Annotated in this window: 16 protein-coding genes; 10 read left to right on the forward strand and 6 right to left on the reverse strand. The window is 60.8% G+C overall.

Annotated elements, in window-relative coordinates; all coding sequences use genetic code 11:
• Positions 1 to 156: 156 nt before the first annotated feature.
• A complete protein-coding gene (locus tag BLO49_RS08430; protein WP_090646976.1) occupies positions 157 to 648 on the reverse strand; it encodes a TIGR02300 family protein in 492 nt (163 codons plus the stop codon).
• A 174-nt stretch (positions 649 to 822) separates the two neighbouring features.
• Between BLO49_RS08430 and BLO49_RS08435 the strand changes: the two genes are divergently transcribed.
• The 5 genes from BLO49_RS08435 to mscL all read left to right on the forward strand — a co-directional run bounded on the left by BLO49_RS08435 (position 823) and on the right by mscL (position 5,642).
• Positions 823 to 2,037, forward strand: a complete 1,215-nt coding sequence (locus BLO49_RS08435; RefSeq protein ID WP_245678946.1) for a 3-phosphoshikimate 1-carboxyvinyltransferase — start codon at positions 823 to 825, stop codon at positions 2,035 to 2,037.
• Complete coding sequence (locus BLO49_RS08440) at positions 2,034 to 2,648, forward strand: (d)CMP kinase (protein ID WP_090646981.1); 615 nt, start codon at positions 2,034 to 2,036, stop codon at positions 2,646 to 2,648. The genes BLO49_RS08435 and BLO49_RS08440 overlap by 4 nt, the downstream gene beginning before the upstream one ends.
• A gap of 235 nt (positions 2,649 to 2,883) precedes the next feature.
• The gene (rpsA, locus tag BLO49_RS08445; protein ID WP_090646984.1) at positions 2,884 to 4,575 is read left to right on the forward strand and encodes a 30S ribosomal protein S1; all 1,692 of its coding nucleotides are present in this window, start codon (positions 2,884 to 2,886) and stop codon (positions 4,573 to 4,575) included.
• 358 nt (positions 4,576 to 4,933) lie between these two features.
• A complete protein-coding gene (locus tag BLO49_RS08450; protein WP_090646987.1) occupies positions 4,934 to 5,233 on the forward strand; it encodes an integration host factor subunit beta in 300 nt (99 codons plus the stop codon).
• A gap of 10 nt (positions 5,234 to 5,243) precedes the next feature.
• Positions 5,244 to 5,642, forward strand: coding sequence for a large-conductance mechanosensitive channel protein MscL (gene mscL, locus BLO49_RS08455; protein WP_090646989.1), 399 nt, complete (start codon positions 5,244 to 5,246; stop codon positions 5,640 to 5,642).
• Positions 5,643 to 5,748: 106 nt separating this feature from the next.
• Here the strand turns inward: mscL and BLO49_RS08460 are convergent, their stop codons facing one another.
• The gene (locus BLO49_RS08460) at positions 5,749 to 8,205 is read right to left on the reverse strand and encodes a glucan 1,4-alpha-glucosidase (RefSeq protein WP_090646992.1); all 2,457 of its coding nucleotides are present in this window, start codon (positions 8,203 to 8,205) and stop codon (positions 5,749 to 5,751) included.
• Between the two features lie 651 nt (positions 8,206 to 8,856).
• Here BLO49_RS08460 and BLO49_RS08465 point away from each other — a divergent pair.
• The 5 genes from BLO49_RS08465 (at position 8,857) to BLO49_RS08485 (ending at position 15,002) form a co-directional block, all read left to right on the forward strand.
• On the forward strand, positions 8,857 to 10,968 hold the full coding sequence (locus tag BLO49_RS08465) for a glycoside hydrolase family 97 protein (protein ID WP_090646994.1): 2,112 nt from the start codon (positions 8,857 to 8,859) through the stop codon (positions 10,966 to 10,968).
• Positions 10,969 to 10,972: 4 nt separating this feature from the next.
• Complete coding sequence (locus tag BLO49_RS08470) at positions 10,973 to 12,730, forward strand: alpha/beta hydrolase (protein ID WP_170828267.1); 1,758 nt, start codon at positions 10,973 to 10,975, stop codon at positions 12,728 to 12,730.
• A gap of 113 nt (positions 12,731 to 12,843) precedes the next feature.
• Complete coding sequence (locus BLO49_RS08475) at positions 12,844 to 14,076, forward strand: divergent polysaccharide deacetylase family protein (protein WP_090646999.1); 1,233 nt, start codon at positions 12,844 to 12,846, stop codon at positions 14,074 to 14,076.
• A complete protein-coding gene (locus BLO49_RS08480) occupies positions 14,073 to 14,558 on the forward strand; it encodes an RNA pyrophosphohydrolase (protein ID WP_090647002.1) in 486 nt (161 codons plus the stop codon). Before BLO49_RS08475 ends, BLO49_RS08480 begins: the two co-directional genes overlap by 4 nt.
• An 81-nt stretch (positions 14,559 to 14,639) precedes the next feature.
• On the forward strand, positions 14,640 to 15,002 hold the full coding sequence (locus BLO49_RS08485; RefSeq protein WP_090647004.1) for a DUF1428 domain-containing protein: 363 nt from the start codon (positions 14,640 to 14,642) through the stop codon (positions 15,000 to 15,002).
• A 61-nt stretch (positions 15,003 to 15,063) separates the two neighbouring features.
• Here BLO49_RS08485 and BLO49_RS08490 read toward each other — a convergent pair whose 3' ends face one another.
• From BLO49_RS08490 to atpA, 4 genes are read right to left on the reverse strand one after another with little or no spacing between them, the layout of a single operon-like run.
• The gene (locus tag BLO49_RS08490; RefSeq protein ID WP_090647005.1) at positions 15,064 to 15,345 is read right to left on the reverse strand and encodes an ATP synthase F1 subunit epsilon; all 282 of its coding nucleotides are present in this window, start codon (positions 15,343 to 15,345) and stop codon (positions 15,064 to 15,066) included.
• A gap of 2 nt (positions 15,346 to 15,347) precedes the next feature.
• On the reverse strand, positions 15,348 to 16,796 hold the full coding sequence (atpD, locus tag BLO49_RS08495; RefSeq protein WP_090647008.1) for a F0F1 ATP synthase subunit beta: 1,449 nt from the start codon (positions 16,794 to 16,796) through the stop codon (positions 15,348 to 15,350).
• A gap of 12 nt (positions 16,797 to 16,808) precedes the next feature.
• Positions 16,809 to 17,684 (reverse strand): F0F1 ATP synthase subunit gamma, encoded by an 876-nt coding sequence (locus BLO49_RS08500; RefSeq protein WP_090647010.1) that lies wholly within the window; start codon positions 17,682 to 17,684, stop codon positions 16,809 to 16,811.
• A gap of 24 nt (positions 17,685 to 17,708) precedes the next feature.
• Entirely contained in the window at positions 17,709 to 19,241 is a 1,533-nt protein-coding gene (gene atpA / locus BLO49_RS08505; protein ID WP_090647013.1) for a F0F1 ATP synthase subunit alpha, read from the reverse strand.
• Between the last annotated feature and the right edge of the window lie 8 nt (positions 19,242 to 19,249).

Below are 19,249 nucleotides of genomic sequence, written 5' to 3' on the forward strand. Positions count from 1 at the left end.
AGGATGGTCCGGAACGGGTGGCCCCGTCCGAGGCGGCGACTTCTAGTTCAGGGCTTGCGGCGACGCAAGCCCTTTTGCGAACTTTTTTGAACTTTTTCACAGGTCTCGCGCGGTACAAGAAAAAAGCCGCCGGAACAAACCGGCGGCTTAATCTTTTTAGCGGTCGTCTTCGTCTTCACCGGGAAGGCCGTCGATCTCTTCATCGAAATCGGCATCCTCGTCGTCTTCGAGGAAGGGCACGTCATCGGCGTCGTCATCGCCCAGGTCGGCGTCTTCGATGTCCATGTCGACATTTTCACCGGGGGCACCGACGCGGGCCGGATCGGCCGGATCGAGGTCTTCGTCCTCGTCGATCAGCAAGGCGTCATCGGTGACCACTTCGTCGATTTCCGGTGTAACGGTTTCCGGCTCTTCGTCTTCGTCGTCCTCGCCGCCGGTCTTGCCCTTGACCTGATCCTCGGAGTCCTCATCGGCATCTTCATAATCAGGGGCAGTGGAGCGGACACGCGAACGGCGCGTGCGGACAACTTCTTCCTGGTCGAATTCAGTGTCGCAGCGCGGGCAATGCGCCGGATGTTTGTTCAGGTCGTAGAACTTTGCCGTGCAGTTGGGGCAAACTTGTTTGGTACCTAAGGCAGGATCAGCCACGAGACGCCCTTCTTTCAGTCTTTAGAAAATTTCGATTGCGTCGGCCCCCTTGCCACTAGATAAGCCTCCTGTCAAAGCCCCTTTTGCGGGCAGAGTTCATTTTTTCGTTTAAACCGAGACTTTCCCGTGTCCAGCCAGCCGAATGCCGTCAGACTTTTACCGCCTAAAGGCAGCTTGACCGGAAAGATCGCCCTGCCGGGGTCGAAGTCGATCACTAACCGGGTACTGCTGATCGCGGCACTGGCGAAAGGCCGCAGCCATATCAGCGGCGCGCTGAAGAGCGACGACACCAAATATATGGCGCAGGCGCTGCGGCAGTTGGGCGTAACGGTGGGAGAAACGGGCAACACCGATTTTGTCGTCACCAGTACCGGCACCCTGACCCCTTCGGCCGAGCCCTTGTTTCTCGGCAATGCCGGCACGGCGGTGCGTTTCCTGACCGCGGCTGCCGCCAATATCGCCGGCACGACGGTGCTCACCGGCGACATACATATGCAGAAGCGCCCGATCGCGCCGCTCGTCGAGGCGCTCAATGCCGCTGGTGTGGAGGCCATTGCGCCGACCGGCTGCCCGCCCGTGACGGTGAGTAGTCAAGGCGGTTTCGCCAATCGTTCGATCGAGATAGATGCCAGCCTGTCCAGCCAGTATGTCTCGGCCCTGATGATGGCCGGCACCAAAGGCGAGGCGCCGTTCTCCCTGAAGGTCAAGGACGGCGATATCGGTGCGCGCGGTTATATCGACATCACGCTGGAATGTATGAAGGCTTTCGGCGCCGATATCACGCAGACCGGCCCCTTGAGCTGGGACATCGCCAACACGCCCTACTCGGCACGCGACTACTGGGTGGAACCCGATGCCAGCGCCGCCACCTATATCTGGGGCATCAACGCTTTGCTGGATGCGCAGATAGATATCGGCATCGCGCCCGAGGCCATGATGCAGCCCGACGCCCGCGCCTATGACTATATAAAGCAGTTCCCAAACCTGCCCGCCGAAATCGACGGCAGCCAGATGCAGGACGCCATTCCGACCATCGCCGTACTGGCCGCCTTCAATAATCATCCGGTGCGCTTCGTCGGTATTGCCAATCTGCGTGTCAAGGAATGCGACCGTATCAATGCCGTAGCCACGGAATTGAACCGCATCCAGCCGGGCCTGGCAGAGGAGATCGGTGACGATCTGCTGGTGACGCCCGACCGCAGCCTGATCGGCCGGACGGTAAGCGCCAACATCGAAACCTATCACGACCACCGCATCGCCATGGCGTTTGCGCAGGCGGCGCTGGTTATCGATGGCCTGCGCATTCTCGATCCCGGCTGTACTGCCAAGACCTATCCCGGTTACTGGCGCGATCTGGAAAGTGTTGGCGTGGGGATGCGTTTCGAATGACCAAACCCCTCCTGGTCGCCTTTGATGGCCCGGCCGCGTCCGGCAAGGGCACGCTCGCCTCGGTGATCGCCGCCGATTACGGCCTGCCGTTTCTCGACACCGGCCTGCTTTATCGCGCGGCTGGTCACCTGGCCCATGTGCGCGATATCGACCCGGCCGTCGCCGCCACCTTGATCGATGCCGAAACCCTGGCGGACGAAGCCTTGCGCGGACGTGAAGCCGGTGAGCGCGCCTCACGCGTCGCGGCTATTCCGGAAGTGCGGGCGGCCCTTTTCAAATACCAGCAGGATTTCGCCAATCAGCCATCTGGCGCCGTGCTCGATGGCCGCGATATCGGCACAGTCATCGCGCCGCACGCACCGGTGAAGCTGTTCGTCACCGCGCGGCCAGAAATCCGCGCCCACCGCCGCTGGCTGCAACTGGTAAAGCTCAATCCGGCCCTTACCGAAGCCGAGGTTCTGGACGATATCCGCATCCGCGACGAACGCGATTCGTCACGGTCAAGCGCCCCTCTGGAAAAAGCCGCGGATGCGCTCTTGCTAGATACCTCCGACTTGGGTATAGACGCAGCCATCGCAACTGCGCGATCCCTTGTGAAAAGCCGTCTGTGACATTCTTTCGAATGTTAAATCCAACAGCGGTTTATTAGAGGCAGCACACGGGACGTCTTCGGGGCTTTCGGGCCTGCGGTTCAAATCTTGGGGCCCGCTTCGGCTGCCTCCCAAACCCAACTTCACAAAATCCAAAGTCGCACCCCCGCGCCCTTTCCCCGTCAAACGCCACGGCCTCATCGGCGTTTCCGGAACCTGAAAGACGGGACACGCGCCAACACACAAAAGAGACTCTATGAGCGATTACAATCCGTCGCGCGACGATTTCGCCGCCCTGCTTGACGAATCCATGCACGGCCGCGACATGCTTGAAGGCCAGGTCATTCACGGCCTCGTCGTCGGCGTCGAAAAAGAATATGTCATGGTCGATGTCGGTCTGAAGACCGAAGGCCGTATCTCCCTGAAGGAATTCGGCCTCACCGACGGCCAGTCCCTTAAGGTCGGCGACACCGTCGAAGTTTACCTGGAACGCGTTGAAAACGCCATGGGTGAAGCGGTCATCAGCCGCGAGAAGGCCCGCCGCGAAGAAGCCTGGACCCGCCTGGAAGTGATCTTCAACAAGGGCGAGCCGGTCATGGGTACGATCGTCGGTCGCGTCAAGGGCGGCTTCACGGTCGATATGGACGGCGCCTCGGGCTTCCTGCCCGGCTCCCAGGTCGATATCCGCCCCGTGCGCGATGTCGCCCCGCTGATGGGCAAGGAACAGCCCTTCGCCATCCTGAAGATGGACCGTCCGCGCGGCAATATCGTCGTGTCGCGTCGCGCCATCCTGGAAGAAGCCCGCGCCGAGCAGCGCACCGAACTGGTCGGCCAACTGGCCGAAGGCGAAATCCGTGACGGCGTCGTCAAGAACATCACCGACTACGGTGCGTTCGTTGACCTCGGCGGCATCGACGGCCTGCTGCACGTTACCGACATGTCGTGGAAGCGTGTTTCGCATCCGTCGCAGGTCCTCAATGTCGGCGATGCCGTCAAGGTCCAGATCATCAAGATCAACCCGGACACGCAACGCATCAGCCTCGGCATGAAGCAACTGCAATCCGATCCGTGGGATGGTGTCGACTCCAAGTATCCGGTCGGCGGCAAGTTCTCCGGCCGCATCACCAACATCACGGACTACGGCGCCTTCGTGGAACTGGAATCGGGCGTCGAAGGCCTGGTTCACGTTTCGGAAATGTCGTGGACCAAGAAGAACGTTCATCCGGGCAAGATCGTCTCCACTTCGCAGGAAGTTGAAGTCGTCGTGCTCGAAGTCGACGCCTCCAAGCGCCGCGTGTCGCTCGGCCTCAAGCAGGCCCAGAACAACCCCTGGGACGACTTCCTGGCTCAGCACCCGGTCGGTTCGACGATCGAAGGCGAAGTCAAGAACGCCACCGAATTCGGCCTGTTCATCGGCTTCGAAAACGACATCGACGGCATGGTTCACCTGTCGGATCTCGACTGGAACGTGGCCGGCGAAGAAGCCATCGCCAAGTACAAGAAGGGCGATGTCGTCAAGTCCAAGGTTCTGGATGTCGACGTCGAAAAGGAACGCATCAGCCTGGGCATCAAGCAACTCGGCAGCGATCCGATGACCGGCGATACCTACCGCAAGGGCCAGAACATCACCGTGACCGTCACCGAAGTTACTTCGGGCGGCATCGAAGTGAAGTTCGGTGAAGACGACGCCCCGATGTCGGCCTTCATCCGCAAGTCCGACCTGTCGCGCGATCGCAACGAGCAACGCGTCGAGCGTTTTGCCGTCGGCGACCGCATCGACGCCCAGGTGACCAATGTCGACAAGGCGGCCCGCAAGGTCTCCGTTTCGATCAAGGCTCTGGAAATGGCTTCGGAAAAGGAAGCCATCGAGCAGTACGGTTCGCAGGATTCCGGCGCTTCGCTGGGCGATATCCTGGGTGCTGCCCTGCGCGACAAGGCCGGTTCGTAAGTACGGGCCTCTTAAATCGCTATAGTGCAAACGCCTTAGCGATTTAGGGTTAGCTAAAAAACAGGCCGGAGCCTCTCACGGGGCTCCGGCTTTTTTTATGCCGCCAAACAGGACCGATACCGCTTGGAACTCATAAGCCCCCGTGATGTAAGGTTTTTTTGTGAACCTTGTCATTACGGGGGTTTTTTATATGATGAACGTCCGTCTTGCGCTTCCCAGGCAGGAAAATATCCTGATCCCGATGAAAAATCTTAATATGTTAGCGCTACCAGCACGTTAATCTATCAACAAGCCCTTGAACTCATTTTAATTTTCGGACATGCTCGCCCTTCTCAGATTTACCGCGTGAGGGAGATCAATGCTCAAGTCTGAACTTATTGAACGTTTGGCTTCCGAATACCCGCATTTGACGCAGAAGGATGTCGAGCGCGCGGTAAACCTCATTCTGGAATCCATGATCAGCACGCTGGAAAAAGGCGGCCGCGTCGAGCTTCGCGGTTTTGGCGCCCTGTCGGTGCGTTCCCGTCCGGCCCGCGCCGGCCGCAATCCGCGCACCGGCGAGTCCGTCAAGGTGCCGGCCAAGCATGTGCCCTTCTTCAAGAGCGGCAAGGAACTGCGCGAACGCCTGAATCTGACCGGCGACGATAACGCCGAGTAAGGAGCCCGACATGAGCATTGCCTCCGAATTCAAGACCTTCCTGATGCGCGGCAATGTCATCGACCTGGCGGTCGGTGTCGTGATCGGCGGCGCCTTTGGCAAGATCGTCACCTCGCTCGTCGATAATATCATCATGCCACCGATTGGCTACCTGACCGGCGGCGTCGATTTCTCCAATCTCAAGCTGATCTTGAAGCCGGCCGATGTGGCCACCAAGACGGCTGAGGTCGCCATTTCCTATGGCATCTTCATCAATACCGTCATCCAGTTCCTGATCATTGGCGCGGCCATCTTCCTGGTGGTCAAAGCGATCAACAGGCTGATGCCACCACCGCCGGCGCCACCGCCGCCGGGACCTTCGCAGGAAGAACTGCTGGCCGATATTCTGGCCGAGCTGAAAAAGAAATAAGCAAAAAGGCCGGGGTTCGCTCCGGCCTTTTTGTTATCCGCCAGCGCATTAAAAAAGCCCCCGGCACATAAACGCCGGGGGCCGAGTTGGGTCAAAGGGGTTGAGACTAATCTTTGACCTTGTTGGAATCTGGGCCAGAGCTAAGGGATGAAAAGCGCTGATACGTGGCCGGGTTGCGGTCCCAGACCTGGCGGTCACGCACACTGCGCAGAAGCTTGACATATTCGGCATGAGACCAGGCCAGGGGCGTGGCGCTGTCCGTGCCTTCGCCAACCGTATAGTCGTGAGCGGTCTTCGAGCCGACGCCATCGAATACCTGTTCTGGGATCATCAGACCCTCATTGGCGAACAGTTCCATGCCCTTCACATAGGTGCCGCGGATGGCGGAGATATCACCATCGGTCGCGCCCCCGGCTTTCAGGCTTTCGAGCGCCAGTTCGTAATGGCCGCGTTCGCCGGTGAAGATCGGCCACACACGACCGCGCTGATCGGCAGACATCGGGCCATAATTGCCGCCATCGGTGCCTTCGCCATAGCCGTCATTGCCGTAGCGCCTGAAACCGGGGACCGTCACATCGGTGCCGGGGAAATGAAAATCGTAACGCACGCGCAGATTTTCAGGCAGGGTCTGGTCATCGACCACGGCCAGCGAGGCGGTGATATCCTTGTCATCGGCCGGACGCACCCCATAGCGCACCAGTTCGAGGAAGCCGGCATCGACCATCAGGTCCGAGGACAAGGCCGGGCGGCCATTGCGGCTGTCCTGGCTGCCCGGATTATTGGCGTCGTCCGAGCGTGAAATGCGCAGGAAATAGCTGGCGGGCCTGTCCGCGCCACGCACCTTGCCCGACGTGGTGAAAAGTCGCTGTTCCAGCTTTCCGGAATACTCGCCGGCTTTTTCGGCGTAAAGCTTCGCGCCGGCCGCATCGCCCGCCTGGGTGGCGATATCGGCCGCCGCCGTCAGGCCCGCGATCACGGCTGCGGTGGTGGAGGGCGAATGGCCTTCCTGCTCCTCCCAGCGTTCCTGCTGGCTGTAGGGCGGGGTGATGGTAGCGTGGTTCCAGTCGAGCCCCACCGTGCCGCCGTGGCTCAGGAAATCGGCGGCGGGCTTCAGCATGGTCTGGTAGGATGACAGCAGTTCGGTCTTCGAGATCAGGCCCAGTTGCTCCAGCCGCTCGCCAAGCAGGATCGGCATGGCGGTCTGGTCAAGCTGGACCCCGACCCATTCCGGTGTGCCGTCGACATGGGCCTTCTGCATGAACCAGCCGGTGGCGCCGGTATTGCCGGGCGTGGTCGCCTTGACCTGCACAGTCGGCAGGTAGCGGAAGGCGGCCACCGGCGTTTCGCGGTCGCCCAGGGCGGCTAGGGCCATGGAAACCTGGTAGAAATCGCGTGGCCAGACCGCCTTGTAGCCGGTCGAGGACACATCGGTGGTCACCGTATCGCCCCACGGATTGCTGAGCGAGGCGATCATGGCGCCGGCGGAGGTATGGTCTTCCTGCACCTTCAGCGCCAGCGCCGAGGCATAGAGCAGCTTGCCATTATCTTCCGACACCGGGATCAGGCTTTTCAGTTCGGACAGCGAGGCGAGATAGTCTTCCCAGCCGACCGCCTTGCCTTCGCCGTTATAGTTGGCCAGCACCCTGGCATAGCCGGTTTTCAGCGTAGCGGCGGATTCGGCGCTGGCGGCTTGCGTGGTGGCGCCAAAGCCGACCGCCAGATCGAAGGTGGCCGCTTTGCTGACTACCGGCAATTGCCCGACCAGCACGATATTGCCCTTCTGGTCGGCGGCGCTATGCAATTCGCCAAGCGAATGGCTGGCGGTCAGTTCCTTTATGCCGTCGCTGACGCCGGTATAGCCGACCGTGGCCTTTTTGAACGGCACATTGGCGGACAGATTAAGCGCCACGTTGCCTTGCCAGGCTTGCAGGTGCGTCACATTGGCATGGCCTTCATCATCGCCCGATGTATTGGCCATGGAGGGATCGAGAATCACGTAAGGCGTCACCGGGCCTTTCAGCGCCTTGACCGTGACGCGCACCATCAGGCTCTGATGATCGGGATCGGTGAAGACATCCTTGATGATGACGAAACGGCCCTGCTTGTCGGTATTGGTCAGACGATAGGCAGGAGAAAGCGGCCGGCCCGCGGCATCCGTATGGATATATTCGACATGGCTGATCGTATCGGTGCGTTCGAAGGCCGTCCATCCGGCACCCGTGACGGCGATCTGCATTTCGCGGATCTGTGCCTCGTGGATACGGCCATACATGGTTTCGGTCACCACGCCCTCAGCCAGTGAGAACCATACCTTCGAGACTGTGCCGGTCTTGGCCTGATCGGAGAACTGGTAGTCCTTGTAGGCTTCGTAGGCGCTGCCTATGCCCTGCTTGCCGGAATAGGACCAGGGCGAGGCGAGGCCGGGACCATTGGTGGCCGGGGCCGCGGTAATGACGGTCGGGTTATGGTTGGGGGCCTCTTCCTGCGCCAGGGCCGCGCTGCCCGCCAGAGCCAGCACGCTTGCACAGCCGGCCAGAACATATTTACGCATACGCAATTCCATTACCCTCTCCTGCCGCCGCGCGGCCTGATTCCGGCGCGCGAACCTTTATTGATTTTTGACCGGCCAAATCGTTCCAGGCCCGTCTTTTCATCACTATGGCAAAGAGAGAGCGCTTCGTCGCGCTGCATACGTATTCACGCCGGCAAAATCCGCATGAATACGAATACGCAATCGAAGGGCGACGGGCTTGAGGGCAAAAAAAAACGCCCTTTGGTCCGGAAAGACCAAAGGGCAGTTTATGTTGAGAAGATACCACTTACAAAGCAAGACCCTGTAATTGGCGTATTCCGGCCGCGTCACAACAGCCGAAATAGGAGCGCCGGTTTTCAGCCCAGGCGCCAGCGACGCTTACGGCAGATGACCGGAAACCAATGTGTAAACGTTTGCATGGCCGCAGCGCAACAGAAAAAGCGCATCAGGCGAAAATTTGCGTCATTTCCGTGAGCGAGGCAGCCACACACAAGGTTTACCGAAGTTGCTGTCAGCCTATGCGCGCGTTTTGGGTCACGCAATCCTGAATACGTATTCAACCCTTATCCAGGTCCTTGAATACGTATGCATGTCTTTCTGCCGCAGATAGGGTCTTTTACGCGCCGACCATTTGGCATAAGCCTGGCGTAGAAAACGATTACAGGAACAAGGAAACTCTCCATGCATACCGGGCCGAGCCTGCTGGCGCTTGCTTTTTCACTCCTGGCGGTAACAGCCGCCAGTCCGGCTCTGGCGCAGGACGCGGCGCCGGCGGCGGCGGCGGACGTGTCGCAATCCTCGCAGGCGGCGCCGAAATACCAGACCATCGCCAGTGCGGATTCGCCCGACAAGGTGCTTCATGTCGATGTCATGCTGAGCGGCGATGGCAACCTGTCCTATCAGGTGACGCGCAATGGTCAGGTGATCGTTAATCCGTCGCCGCTGGGCCTGATCCTGGCCAATGCGCCGAAATTCGACCGTTATTTCGCTCTGGACAAGGCCGAGACGACCTCGCACGACGACACCTGGGAGCAGCCGTGGGGCGAGCGCCGCTATGTCCGCAACCACTATAACGAACTGCGCGTTGATGTGGTGCAAAAGACCTGGGATGACCGCAAGATGACCGTGGTCTTCCGCATCTATGATGACGGCCTGGGCTTCCGCTATGAGTTCCCCGACCAGCCGCAACTGCACAAGCTGGAGATCATGGATGAACTGACCGAGTTCGCCATCGCCGATCCGGCCACCGCCTGGTGGGATGTCGCCGGCGAATGGAACCGCGAGGAATATCTCTACAACAAGACGCCGCTGAACGAGGTCAGTGAAGCCCAGACGCCCATGACGATCAGGACGGACAAGGGCCTGTATATTTCTTTCCACGAAGCCGCTCTGGTCGATTACGCGGCCTACTGGCTGCGCCGCGTCGATGGCCAGCGCCTGAAGACGCGCCTGGCACCCTCGGCCATGGGCGCGCCGGTCGTGCGCGATGCCCCCTTCCCGACGCCGTGGCGGACGATGGAAATCACCGACAGCGCAGCCGGACTTTACAACAGTTCCGACCTGATCCTGAACCTCAATGAGCCCAACAAGCTGGGCGATGTGTCGTGGGTCAAGCCGTACAAATATGTCGGCATCTGGTGGGGGATGCACCTCAACAAATGGACCTGGGAAGCCGGTCCGCGCCACGGCGCCACCACCAAAAACACCGAGGACTATATCGATTTCGCGGCGAAAAACGGCTTCCGCGGCGTGCTGGTCGAGGGCTGGAACAAGGGGTGGGAAGACTGGTTCGGCAAGGGCTGGAATTTTTCCTTCACCGAAAGCTATCCGGATTTCGATCTGCCGGCGATTTCCGCCTACGGCCTGAAGAAGGGCGTACACCTGGTCGGCCATAACGAGACCTCCGGCAATGTCGCCAACTACGAACCGCAGATGGCCGCGGGCTTTGCGCAATACGAAAAATACGGCGTGGATTCGGTCAAGACCGGCTATGTCGCCGATGCCGGCGGCGCGCGTGTCAAGGCGGCCGATGGCGAGATCCGCTACACTTGGAACGACAGCCAGGAAATGGTCCGTCACTACCTGCTGAACGTGACGACCGCCGCCAAATACCATATCGCCATCGATACCCACGAGCCGATCAAGGATACCGGCCTGCGCCGCACCTATCCGAACTGGGTGTCGCGCGAAGGCCAGCGCGGCATGGAATATAATGCCTGGGGTGACCCGCAGAATCCGCCGGAACACGAGGCCAATCTGGTCTTCACCCGTATGCTTTCCGGCCCCATGGATTTCACGCCGGGTATCCTCAGCCTGCAAGGCCAGGGCAAGCCGATCCCTTCCACCCAGGCCAAGCAGCTTGCGCTCTATGTCGTGCTCTATTCCCCCATCCAGATGGCGGCCGACCTGCCGGAAAACTACGCCAAATACCCCAAGCCATTCCAGTTCATCAAGGATGTGCCGGTGGACTGGGACCAGTCGATCGCGCTCAATGGCGAACCGGGTGATTTCGCCACCATCGTGCGCAAGGACCGCCATTCGGATAACTGGTATCTCGGCAGCGTGACCGATGAAAACGAACGCAGCCTTGATGTGCCGCTGACCTTCCTGGAACCCGGCCGCACCTACAAAGCCCAGATCTACCGCGACGGCCCCAATGCCGGCATGACCGGTGATGCGCGCTTTGATATCGTCATCGAGGAAAAGACGGTCACGGCCGGCGATACGCTCACCCTGCGCATGGCACCCGGCGGCGGCGAGGCCATTCGCTTCGTGGCCCAGAAGAAGAAGTAGCCGCATGTGGCGCGGGATACTGATCGGCCTGGCCGTGCTCTTCGCCCTGCCTGCCTGGGCGGAGGGGCGGCTGGATCACTACCCCGCCTTCGCCTCGAAGTTCGTTGCCCCGCGTCAGGTTACGGTCTGGCTGCCGGAAGGCTATGATCCGGCGCATCCCCTGCCCGTGCTCTACATGCAGGATGGCCAGAATGTCTTCGAGGCCGACCGTGCCTATGGCGGCCACACCTGGGGGATCATTGATACGCTCAGCACACGGATAAAATCCGGAGACCTGCCGCCTGTGATCGTGGTCGCCATCGATAACGGCGAGGAATTGCGCGGCCGCGAATACCTGCCGCAGAAAATCTATGACGGGATGCCGCCGAAAGTGCGCGCCCGTCTGACGAAAAACTGGGGCGGTCCGCCGCTGTCCGATCAGTACCTGCGCTTTCTCGTCACCGAACTGAAACCCTTTATCGACAAGACCTACGCCACGCAAAGCGATACGGCCCACACCTTTATCATGGGGTCATCCATGGGCGGGCTGATCTCGTTTTACGCACAAGGTGAATATCCGCAGGTTTTCGGGGCCTCGGCCTCGCTTTCCATGCACTGGGTTCTGGATAATCCGTGGATCAGCACACCGGATGACGCGATCAATGCGCCGCAGGTGGCCAAGGCGTTTGATGACTATCTGGCTGTTTCCAGCCTGAACCCCGCAACCGGCCATGTCTATATGGACCAGGGCACGGAGACGCTCGATACCCCTTACCGGCCTTACAGCCTGGGCGTGGCGGCGGCGATGAAGGCGCGCGGTTGGCAGAACGGACCGCATTTTTCCTCGCAGATATTCCCCGGCGCCGATCACAGCGAGACATCCTGGGCCAAACGGCTGGATATTCCGCTGAATTTCCTGCTGAAGCAGAAGGTCGTCGCCAGCGGCACCCTGATCACCCTGCCGCAGGTGACATCGAAATTCGTCATCCCGCGCGACATTCATGTCTGGCTGCCGGATGATTACGACCCGGCGAAAACCTACAAGACCGTCTACATGATGGACGGCCAGAATCTGTTTTCACCCAGTCCCTACAGCGGTGCCGACTGGGGCGTGGCCGAGGCGCTGCCGAAGCTGATCGCGGAAGGCAAGACGCCGCCGGCGATCATCATTGGCATAGACAATATTCCAGAACGGACGCGCGAATACATGCCGCAGAAGGTCTATGATCACATGCCGCCCGAATACCAGGCGCGCATCCGCGCCTTCGAGGACGGGAAAACGCCGAATGCGGATAATTTCCTGAAATTCGTCGTCACCGAACTGAAGCCGATGATCGACAAGACCTATCATGCCGCGCCCGGTCCGGAAAATACGTCGATCATGGGCTCATCGATGGGGGCGCATATCGCCCTCTATGCGCAGGGCGAATATCCGGAGGTCTTCGGTGCCTCGGCCTCCCTCTCCATGCCGTGGCTGATGGCCGATCCGGCCAAGGACGCCGCCGCGATCGATGCCGACGCCGCAACCGTGGCCGCGGGCTGGCAGGCATGGCTGAAGACAACGAAAATGGTCCCCGGTCGCAACCGCATCTACAGCGATCAGGGCACGGTGGGGCTCGATGGCCTGTTTACGCCCTATGAGGCAAAGGCCGTGACGGTTTTCCGGGCCAATGGCTGGAGCGGGACCGATTTCCACGCACCCGTTTATGAAGGGGCCGAGCACAGCGAAAAGGATTGGCGTAAACGCGTGGATATACCGCTTGTCTTCCTGCTGAACCGTTGAAAAGACAGCGCCATATCGCGTAAATTCAGTTTCTGTTAGGGTTTGTTAACCGTGATCCGTCACACTCCGGACTGTTGCATTCCAGTTCATACGGACCCCGTTCGCCAAACCCCATGTTTGCCAAGCCAAAGCCCTCGTCCGACCTGCCCGGCCGCCCGCGCTTCGATCCGCCACGCGGCGCCCGTCCGCACATGCGTGAACTGCCGAAGATCTGGGCCGGGCGGATTGTGGAAACCTTCAAAAAGCCTTATGTCGCGCCGGTTTCGGCACTGGCCGTTTTCGCCATCGCTGCCTTCGCCTTCCTGAATCTGGCGGGTGACCCCGACGCGGCTTCGCCCTCGGTCCGCATCAATCTCGCCAAGGACAAGGCCCAGGTCGCCAGCGCGCACGCCGCCACAGGCGACAGCCAGGCCGGTATGCAGTCCTTCACGCTCGATAGTCTGGGCCTCTTCGGCGATGCCAGCGCCGATACCTTCACCGATCCCGATGCGTCACCCGTCCAAGGCACGGCCGTGATCACCCTGCCGGGAGATGACGCCGCAGGGACTATGCCCGCGCCGAAATTCACCGTCTCTCCCCTGCCCCCGGCACCGATCGCCGGGCTTACCCAGACGACCGACAATGGTCCACTGCCGATTATCGCGCCCAACGGCCAGACCCCGGCCTCGGCCTATGCCCGCCCGTTCAAGGGCGACGGCCGGCCGATGGTGGCCCTTGTCGTCGGCGGGCTGGGCCTGAACCCGGCCACCACGAAGCAGGCCATAGAGCAATTGCCGCCGCAGGTCACGCTATCCTTCGTGCCCTATGTTTCCGGACTCCAGGGCTGGATCGACCAGGCGCGCGCCGCCGGCCATGAGGTCATGATCGAAGTCCCGATGCAGCCGACCAATTATCCGGACAATGACCCCGGCCCGCAGACCCTGCTAGCCAATGCCCGGACCGACGACCTGATCGGCCACTTGAACTGGGCGCTCTCGCGCGCCAGCGGCTATTTCGCCGTCTCAAACTATCAGGGCGGCGCATTCTTCAAGGACAAGGCCGGCACCACGGTCTTCCTGCAAAACCTCAAGAACCGCGGCGTCAGCTTCATAGACGACGGGCAGGCGCGCGGCTTGGCTGGCGCCTGGGGTCGTGCCTCGGCCGACCGCATCATCGACAACCAGATCAATTCGACCGCCATTTTTGCCCAGTTGGGCGGCCTGGAAGCTACCGCCAAGAGCCGCGGATCAGCGCTTGGCACCGGCTTTGCCTACCCGGTAACCCTGGCCGTGGCGCTTAAATGGACGCAAGGTCTGGATGCGAAGGGGATACAGCTCGCGCCCGCCTCGGCAATGACCCACCAATGACCACTACAGACAAAGGCCCGGAAGGGTATCGCCCCAATGTCGGGCTTGTCGTTTTCAATGCCGAAGGCAAGGTGTGGATCGGGCATCGCTTTGGCGTGAGCGGCGATTATGCCTGGCAGTTCCCGCAGGGCGGGGTGGACGAAGGCGAGGAACTGGAAGCCGCTTCCCTGCGTGAGCTTTATGAGGAAACCGGCATTCGCTCCGTAACCCCTCTCGGACGGACTAAAGACTGGATCGTCTATGACTTTCCGCCGGAAGTCCTGGCCAACAAGCGGATCGGCAAGAATTTCAAGGGCCAGAAGCAGATCTGGTTTGCCTATCGCTTTACCGGCCAGGATTCCGAGGTCAACCTGACGACCCATGGCGAGCAGGAGTTTTCGCGTTGGGAATGGTGTGATCTCGATTCTGTCATCGATCGCGTGGTCCACTTCAAGCGCGACAGCTACCGCAAGGTGATCGCCGAACTGCGTACGCTGGTCTGACTTCACGTCATCGTGTTTTCCCTGCTGCCTCTTCCTGACAGGCGCGATGCGATAAGGATGCGTTCGTAAAAGGAGCGCACCATGAGTGAAACCACCTATATCGACGGCTTTGTCATTCCTGTTCGCAAGACCGATAAAGACGCCTATCTGGCCATGGCCAAGAAGGCCGCAGAGGTCTGGCGCGACCATGGCGCCCTGGAAGTGATCGAATGCTGGGGCGATGATGTGCCCGATGGCAAGGTCACCTCATTCCCGATGGCCGTAAAGCTGCAACCGGATGAAGTGGTCGTCTTTTCATGGGTCACCTGGCCCTCCAGGGCAGCCCGTGATGCTGGCAACGAAAAGGTCATGGCCGATCCGCGCATGAGTCCGGAGAATATGGAAATGGTCTTTGACGGCAAGCGCCTGATCTTCGGCGGCTTCACCCTGCTGAACAGGGGTTGATCGACGCAAAAGCCCGCCGGATCACTCCGGCGGGCTTTCTAACTCTCACCACTCAACTCAATCAGTGGACGTTTTCGCCGTATTCATTGGCGTGTTCGGCCAGAATGGTCATGCCGTCCTCGTTGACATCGGCAAAGCCACCGCGCACCTGGAAGACGCGCTTCGTCACGCCGTCAAGGATGGTGACATCCCCTTCGGCCAGCGTGGTCATGAAAGGCGCGTGGTGCGCCAGCACGCCGAATTCACCTTCGACACCCGGCGCCACGACCTGATCGACCTCGCCCGCGAACAGTTCGCGTTCGGGCGTCACCAGGGAAACATGCAGCTTATCCGTATCGGCCATGATTACTTACCTTCGCCGGCCAGCTTTTCAGCCTTGGCGATGGCTTCCTCAATGGTACCGACCATGTAGAAAGCGGCTTCCGGCAGGTGATCGTAGTCACCGTTGCAGATACCCTTGAAGCCCTTGATGGTGTCTTCGATCGACATCAGCACGCCCGGCGTACCGGTGAAGATTTCGGCGACGTGGAAGGGCTGAGACATGAAGCGCTGGATCTTACGGGCGCGGGCAACCGTCGCCTTGTCTTCTTCCGACAGTTCGTCCATGCCGAGGATGGCGATGATGTCCTTCAGCGCCTTGTACTGCTGGAGGATTTCCTGGACGCGCGTGGCGGTTTCGTAGTGTTCCTGGCCAACAACGCGCGGATCAAGGATACGCGAGGTCGAGTCGAGCGGATCGACGGCCGGATAGATGCCCTGTTCGGCGATCGAACGCGACAGAACGGTGGTGGCGTCCAGGTGAGCGAACGAAGCGGCCGGGGCCGGGTCGGTCAAGTCGTCAGCAGGGACGTAGACCGCTTGAACAGACGTGATCGAGCCCTTATTGGTCGAGGTGATGCGTTCCTGCAGACGGCCCATTTCGGTGGCCAGGGTCGGCTGATAACCCACGGCCGACGGAATACGGCCCAGCAGCGCGGACACTTCGGAACCGGCCTGGGTGAAGCGGAAGATGTTGTCGACGAAGAACAGCACGTCCTTACCTTCGACGTCGCGGAAGTATTCGGCCTGGGCCAGGCCGGTCAGGGCGACGCGGGCGCGGGCGCCGGGAGGCTCGTTCATCTGGCCGTAGACCAGGGTGCAGCGCGAGGTGCCGCCACCGCCGTGTTCGTTCACCTTCGACTCGATCATTTCGTGATAGAGGTCGTTGCCTTCGCGGGTACGCTCGCCGACGCCGGCGAACACCGAGTAGCCGCCATAAGCCTTGGCGATGTTGTTGATCAGTTCCTGGATGGTAACGGTCTTGCCGACGCCGGCGCCGCCGAACAGGCCGATCTTGCCGCCCTTGGCGTAAGGGCAGATCAGATCGATGACCTTGATGCCGGTGACGAGCAGTTCGGCCGAGGTGGCCTGATCGGCAAATGCCGGCGCATCCGCGTGGATCGGGTTGAAGAACTTGGTTTCGATCGGACCGGCTTCGTCGATCGGCTCGCCGATGACGTTCATGATGCGGCCGAGCGTGGCGGGACCGACCGGAACGGTGATCGGGGTGCCGAGGTCGGTGACCGGCTGGCCACGGACGAGACCTTCAGTGGCGTCCATGGCGATGGTGCGGACGGTGTTTTCACCGAGGTGCTGGGCGACTTCCAGAACCAGGCGCGCGCCGGTGGCGGTGTTGGTCGTTTCCAGGGCGTTCAGGATGGCGGGCATGCCACCGTCGAACGACACGTCGACGACGGCGCCGATGATCTGGGTGATCTTGCCGGTAGCGGCAGTAATCTTTTGGGGTGCGGACATGGGTTCGTATCCTTAAAGGGCTTCGGCGCCGGCGATGATCTCGATCAGTTCGGTCGTGATCTGGGCCTGGCGTTTACGGTTATATTTCAGGGTCATGGCGTTGATCATTTCGCCGGCATTGCGCGTGGCGTTATCCATGGCGCTCATCTGCGAGGCGTAGAAGCCGGCATTGTTCTCCAGCAGGCTCGCCAGAAGCTGCACCGACAGGTTACGCGGCAGGAGCGTCTCTAAAAGCTCTTCCTCGGACGGCTCGTACTCGTAAACCGCACCATGGGTGTCTTCCAGGGCGGAGAGATCGACATCGGCCGGGATCAGGCGCTTGGCAGAAGGCACCTGGGCGATGACCGACTGGAAGCGCGAATAGAAGAGGGTCACGACATCGGCGCGGCCTTCGGAAAATTCGCGGGCGATCAGGTCGGCGATCGGGGCTACGACATCGATGGTCAGCACCTTGGTGCCCGACAGATCGAAGCTCTCGACGATCTTGTCGCCGAACTGACGCTTCAACTGGTCACGACCCTTGCGGCCGATGGTGATGAGGCGGACCTTGTTGCCGGCGGCGGTTTGCTGGGCGATGAATTCGCGGGCGGCGCGGACGATGTTCGAGTTGAACCCGCCGGCCAGGCCGCGGTCAGCCGTGGCCACGACGACCAGTTGATGGGTCGTCGAACCGTTGCCAACCAGCATCTGCGGCGCGGAATCGCCGGTGATGCCACGGGCCAGGTTGGCGATGACCGCCGCCATGCGCTTCGCGTAGGGACGGGCATTTTCAGCCGAATCCTGCGCGCGCTTGAGCTTGGCGGCCGCCACCATCTGCATCGCTTTCGTGATCTTCTGCGTCGCCTTGACGCTTCCGATCTGCGTGCGCATGTCCTTTAAGCTTGCCATTTTTTGTGACTAACTCTCTGGATCTTAAGCGAAGTTGGAGGTGAAGTCGGCGACGACCGTCTTCAGTTGCTCTTCGAGTTCCGGCGACAGGGCCTTCTTGTCGCGGATGGCGTTGAGCAGGTCGGCGTGACGTGTGCGCAGGCTCGACAGCAGGTCCTTTTCGTAACGGCCGACGTCGGAGACAGCAACGTTATCGAGGTAACCCCGCGTACCGGCGTAGATCACGGCAACCTGTTCTTCGACCTTCAGCGGCGAATATTGCGGCTGCTTCAGCAGTTCCGTCAGGCGGGCGCCACGCGCCAGCAGACGCTGGGTGGCGGCGTCGAGGTCCGAACCGAACTTGGCGAAGGCGGCCATTTCACGATACTGGGCCAGGTCACCCTTGATGGCGCCGGCAACCTGCTTCATCGCCTTGATCTGGGCCGAAGAGCCGACGCGCGACACCGACAGACCGACGTTAACGGCCGGACGGATGCCCTGATAGAACAGGTCGGTTTCGAGGAAAATCTGGCCGTCGGTGATCGAGATCACGTTGGTCGGGATGTAGGCCGACACGTCGTTGGCCTGGGTTTCGATGACCGGCAGGGCGGTCATGGAGCCGGCGCCGTTTTCTTCGTTGAGCTTGGCGGCGCGCTCGAGCAGGCGGGAGTGCAGGTAGAAGACGTCGCCCGGATAGGCTTCGCGGCCGGGCGGGCGGCGCAGCAGCAGGGACATCTGGCGATAGGCGACGGCCTGCTTCGACAGATCGTCATAGATGATCAGCGAGTGCATACCGTTGTCGCGGAAATATTCGCCCATGGCGCAACCAGCGAACGGCGCCAGGTATTGCAGCGGGGCCGGTTCCGAAGCCGAGGCGACGACGACGGTGGTGTATTCCAGGGCGCCGTTTTCTTCCAGGGCCTTGACAATCTGGGCGACGGTCGAGCGCTTCTGGCCGATGGCGACATAGATGCAGTACAGCTTGGCCGACTCGTCCGAACCGGCGTTGACGGCCTTCTGGTTCAGGATGGCGTCGATGGCGACGGCGGTCTTGCCGGTCTGACGGTCACCGATGATCAGTTCGCGCTGGCCACGGCCGACGGGGATCAGGGTGTCGATCGCCTTGATGCCGGTCTGGACAGGCTCATGCACCGACTTGCGCGGGATGATGCCGGGCGCCTTCAGATCGGTACGGCGGCGCTCGGTCGAGACGATCGGGCCCTTGCCGTCGATCGGTTCACCCAGCGGGTTGACGACGCGGCCGAGCAGGCCCTTGCCGACCGGAACGTCGACGATTTCGCCGAGGCGGCGGCATTCGTCGCCTTCGGCGATCTCGCGGTCTTCGCCGAAGATAACGACGCCGACATTGTCCTTTTCCAGGTTCAGGGCCATGCCCTTGACGCCGGCCTTGGGGAACACGACCATTTCACCGGCCTGCACCTTGTCGAGGCCGTAGACGCGGGCGATACCATCGCCGACGCTGAGAACGGAACCTACGTCGGAGACGTCGGCTTCTTCACCGAAACCGGCGATTTGAGCTTTGAGGATGGCCGAGATTTCGGCTGCGCGAATGTCCATTTTTCGTC

It is taken from the genome of Asticcacaulis taihuensis, from assembly GCF_900100255.1.
In the GTDB taxonomy this organism is placed as follows: Bacteria; Pseudomonadota; Alphaproteobacteria; order Caulobacterales; family Caulobacteraceae; genus Asticcacaulis; species Asticcacaulis taihuensis.